This is a genomic window from Allocoleopsis sp. (genome assembly GCF_036703385.1).
Classification (GTDB): Bacteria; Cyanobacteriota; Cyanobacteriia; order Cyanobacteriales; family Coleofasciculaceae; genus Allocoleopsis.
The window spans coordinates 1-3,926 of the sequence record NZ_DATNPA010000130.1 but is presented as its reverse complement, the minus strand read 5'-3'; the positions used below and the strand labels follow the sequence as shown (position 1 = coordinate 3,926).

Below are 3,926 nucleotides of genomic sequence, written 5' to 3'. Positions count from 1 at the left end.
TCGCTGCGCTTGACCACTTCGACCTTAGCGCCACAAATAGATGCGATCACACGCGCAAACTTTTCGCCACTGTAGCCTTGGTCTACCCAAAGTAACTGCAACGCTCCTGACTCACAAGCCTCTTCCATCAAGACAGCAACTCCTCCCAATCGGTCTTGAGTATTAGCTTCCGTTACCACTACGCCTAGCAGTAGTCCTTGGGTGTCCACCACAAGATGACGCTTGCGTCCTTTGACTAGCTTGCCACCATCAAATCCATACACTTCCCCCTTTTTTCCGTCGTTTTCACCGACTGACTGTCTGCGATAGCGAAGCGCTGCTGCGAAGCGCAGATCGCAGCACTGGGCTGAGGATTCCTACCTTGCTCTTGCCGCAGTCGTTGTCGTAATGCGGTGTTCATCTCCTGCCAGACACCTGTTTTCTGCCAACGGCGAAAGTAGTGGTATACCGTTGAGTATGGAGGTAGGTCATGAGGTAACATTTCCCACCCACAGCCTGTTCGCAGGACATAAAATATACCGTTGACTACCTCACGCATATCCGCCGTTCGAGGATGCCCTCCCGTTTTAGCAGGCGGAATCAAGGGTTCGAGAATTTGCCACTGGGCCTCTGTTATGTCAGTTTTATAGGCTTTTCGGGTCATTACTGAGGTTTAACACCACGTCAAATAAAGATGATATTGGTTTGGTTGTCTCTCAAACCGGGTCTTTATGTTTACTTTATAAATCAGCTCTGAGGCTCAGTAGCTCAATCGTCAACAACCGCGCCCACGAGGGGACGCGACTTGTTCCTAGCCGGGATTATCGGCTGAAACAATAGGCTGATTGACCGCAGCCCAAAGTTTGAGAAAGTCATCACGAATATTCATTGAGGCGTTGTAGTCAGCATGGCACTCAAAACCACACTTCTTGCACCTAAAATCAGCTTGAGTAGGACGATTTCCTCTCTCAATGTGTCCACATTGATTACACTTTTGCGAGGTGTAGCGAGGGTCAACGAACTCTATATTCACGCCCTTCCTTTCAGCCTTGTAGGTGACGAATGCCTGGAACTGAGCAAAGCTCCATGCGTGCAATCTACGGCGCTGAGCCTTTCTCATCTTGGCTCTGCCACGAATATTCGTGAGGTCTTCAAAAACCAATGTTGCACCGGACTCTACGGATTGAACCAAGCACTTAGACAGCACATGGTCGCAATCTTTTCTGAAACGTTTCTGTTTGCCAGAGATTTTTTTAAGGTGTCTTTTGGCAGACTTCGTGCCTTTAGATTGGAGTCTACGACGCAACTCAAATGTTCTATCTTCTACTTTTTTCCAATGGTCAGAACCATACTTGTTCCCATTGCTATCAACGGCTGGAGTAGCAATCCCCAAATCAACTCCAACAACTTGGTTTGTTGGCTCAACCTTGGGGGTGTCTGTCTCCATAACAATGTGTAACCACCAGCGTCCTTTGCGGTCGCGCATCAAGTCAGCACTGGTATTCTTCCAGGTCAAGTATTGGCGATAGTACTGCGCTACTTCAAAGGACAACTTGATTCGTCCTCCAAGGGCGAGAATCGTCAACTCCTGACGGTCAAACCAGACAGTGCAAGACCGAGCATCATACCGAATTGGGCAGTGATTGGATGCTGGACAACCAACTATTTTGCCTTTCTTCCTGAGCGATGCCGCCGATTTCAAGGCTTCAGCCGCTTTCACCCTGGCTGCACAAACCAATTGAGAAGGCAAGCTCGTTTCCAGTCGATGTTCATAGTAAGTTGCCTTGTGCAACTCTACGCCATTGGTCAGGTTAGAATCCCATCCGTACTTGCAAACAGCATTAAACGACCAAGTGTACCGCTCAATCGTTTGTGAAAGAGCTAGTGCTTCTTGGTCGCTGGGCTTAAGTTGCAGTCGAATGGTTCTTTGCATACAGATAGTCTACTTCATATATGAGGATAGATATCTGTTTTGTCCAAAAGTTAACTGTAGAAGGCGTTATACCCTGCCCCGCCTTCCTCCCCGCGCACAAGGCGACGGGGTTTCCAGGCGGGAAGACTCTAATGAATGTATTTTTGTATTTTTGCGAATTCTCCGTGACGACGCTTGTATTACTAAGTATTGATTGACTCAATACCCATTCCTCTTTTGGACGGAGATGCCTATGTCACTCCAAGCTGGATTAAATGCCATTAATGAAGGACGCTATCGAGACGCCGTTCAAATCCTGAAAGACTTCTGCCAGTATTACAGCCAACGAGGTTCTCAAGAGTACGTACAGGCTCAGATGGGACTGGCGAAAGCGTATCATCGGCTGGGTGAGACGGAACCAGCGATCGCGATCGCAAAAGAGCTGAGTATTCATAAAAATCCCCAAGTCAGTAACTGGGCGATTAAAGTCCTTAATTCCCTCACTAGGACTCAGACGCCCAAAACTCCCGCCACAAAGCCGGAGCCATCCCATACCATCCAGAAAGCGACTCGCGCAGCTCAAGCGGGCGTCAAGCTGACAATGGCGAGTGTTGCAGGAAATCTCGCCCTCGCTTCTGGGGTGACTATCTCCTTGCTCTTGGGTATGGTATTGGTTGTGTCGTTAGCCCTTGTCTTCATCCTCGATAGCAACGACCCGGTAATGGGGTTTGCGATCGCCTTAGGAATTACCGTAATTTTTAACATCGCGGCCTTTTTCCTATCTCCCTTCCTCATGGACTTAACCCAGAGTTGGCTCTACCAAAGCCGGTGGGTTTCCCTGGAAGACGTTAAGCGCCAAAGTCCGGAAGCTGCACGAGTCATTCAACGTGTCTGTCAACAGAAAAAACTCAAAACACCCCGACTCGGAATCATTGACGACCAGAACCCCACTGCCTTCACATATGGTTCTTTACCCAACAATGCTCGTCTAGTAGTCAGCCAGGGATTGTTTACTTACCTGGATGATGATGAAGTTGCCACCGTCTACGCCCATGAACTGGGACACATCGTTCACTGGGACTTTGCGGTAATGACCTTAGCCTCCACGCTGGTACAAATCACCTACCTGATTTACAACTTTGCTAGACGCTTGGGTCGTGGCGGCAACGACAAGCTGAAAGATGCGGCGGGAACGGCTGCCCTTGTGGCCTATGTCTTTTACATCATTGGCACTTACTTAGTTCTCTACTTGTCACGGACACGAGAGTACTTTGCCGACCACTTCGCGGCAGAAAGCACGGGAAATCCCAACGCCCTTTCCCGCGCTTTAGTGAAGATTGCTTACGGCATCGTGGAAGAGAGCAAACACTCATCAGAACCGAGTCGTTTAATTGAAGGGACTCGCGCTTTAGGAATTTATGATCACAAAGCAGCAGGGAGTACCGGTACTGCCTACCGTATTGCAGCCAAACCCTACCAACTAGGTCGAGTCTTTTTGTGGGATTTGTTTAACCCGTGGGGTTGGTGGATGGAGTTGAATTCCACTCATCCCCTGACGGGTAAGCGAGTTCGCGCCCTGAGTACCTATGCAGAACAGTTGGGTCTACCTACCGAGTTTGACATGGGTCGTGTTGCGGGAGAGGGTAGAAACCTGAGCAAGAAAAAGCTTTATGGCAGCTTTGTAGTAGATTTGCTAATTTTTTCAGCAATGCCTATTGGGTTGTTTGTGGGTCTAGCGATCGCGATTGGGGTTGCAGGAACTATGCCAATTGCACTGGCGGCTTTCCCCCTCATAGGTTTTGGCTTGGGAACCTTAATCCGAACCTTTGTAATGTTCCCCAGCTTCAAGGAGGCACCACAATCTGATGTACTCAAGTTAATGTCTGACCCCTACGCCAGTCCGTTGCGCGGTAAGCCAGTCAAGCTTGAGGGTGAGTTGATTGGTCGTGGTGATGCAGGTTATGAGTTCGGGTCTGACCTCAAACTCCAAGACCGCACGGGTATGATTTATCTGCATTATGCGTCTCGCTTTGGT

2 protein-coding genes and 1 pseudogene are annotated in these 3,926 nt (G+C 49.1%); 1 reads left to right on the top strand and 2 read right to left on the bottom strand.

The window, feature by feature from the left end; translation table 11 throughout:
- Window positions 1-643 (bottom strand): annotated as a pseudogene (locus V6C93_RS38110) (IS5 family transposase); the annotation flags it as partial.
- A 147-nt stretch (window positions 644-790) separates the two neighbouring features.
- On the bottom strand, window positions 791-1,912 hold the full coding sequence (locus V6C93_RS06535; RefSeq protein WP_333475846.1) for a transposase: 1,122 nt from the start codon (window positions 1,910-1,912) through the stop codon (window positions 791-793).
- A gap of 232 nt (window positions 1,913-2,144) precedes the next feature.
- Here V6C93_RS06535 and V6C93_RS06530 point away from each other — a divergent pair.
- A partial coding sequence (locus V6C93_RS06530; protein WP_333475845.1) for a M48 family metalloprotease occupies window positions 2,145-3,926 on the top strand: 1,782 nt, incomplete at its 3' end.

Excerpts from the sequence above, each read along its gene's own strand:
- V6C93_RS06535 (WP_333475846.1), bottom strand. The coding sequence starts at position 1,912 with ATGCAAAGAACCATTCGACTGCAACTTAAGCCCAGCGACCAAGAAGCA.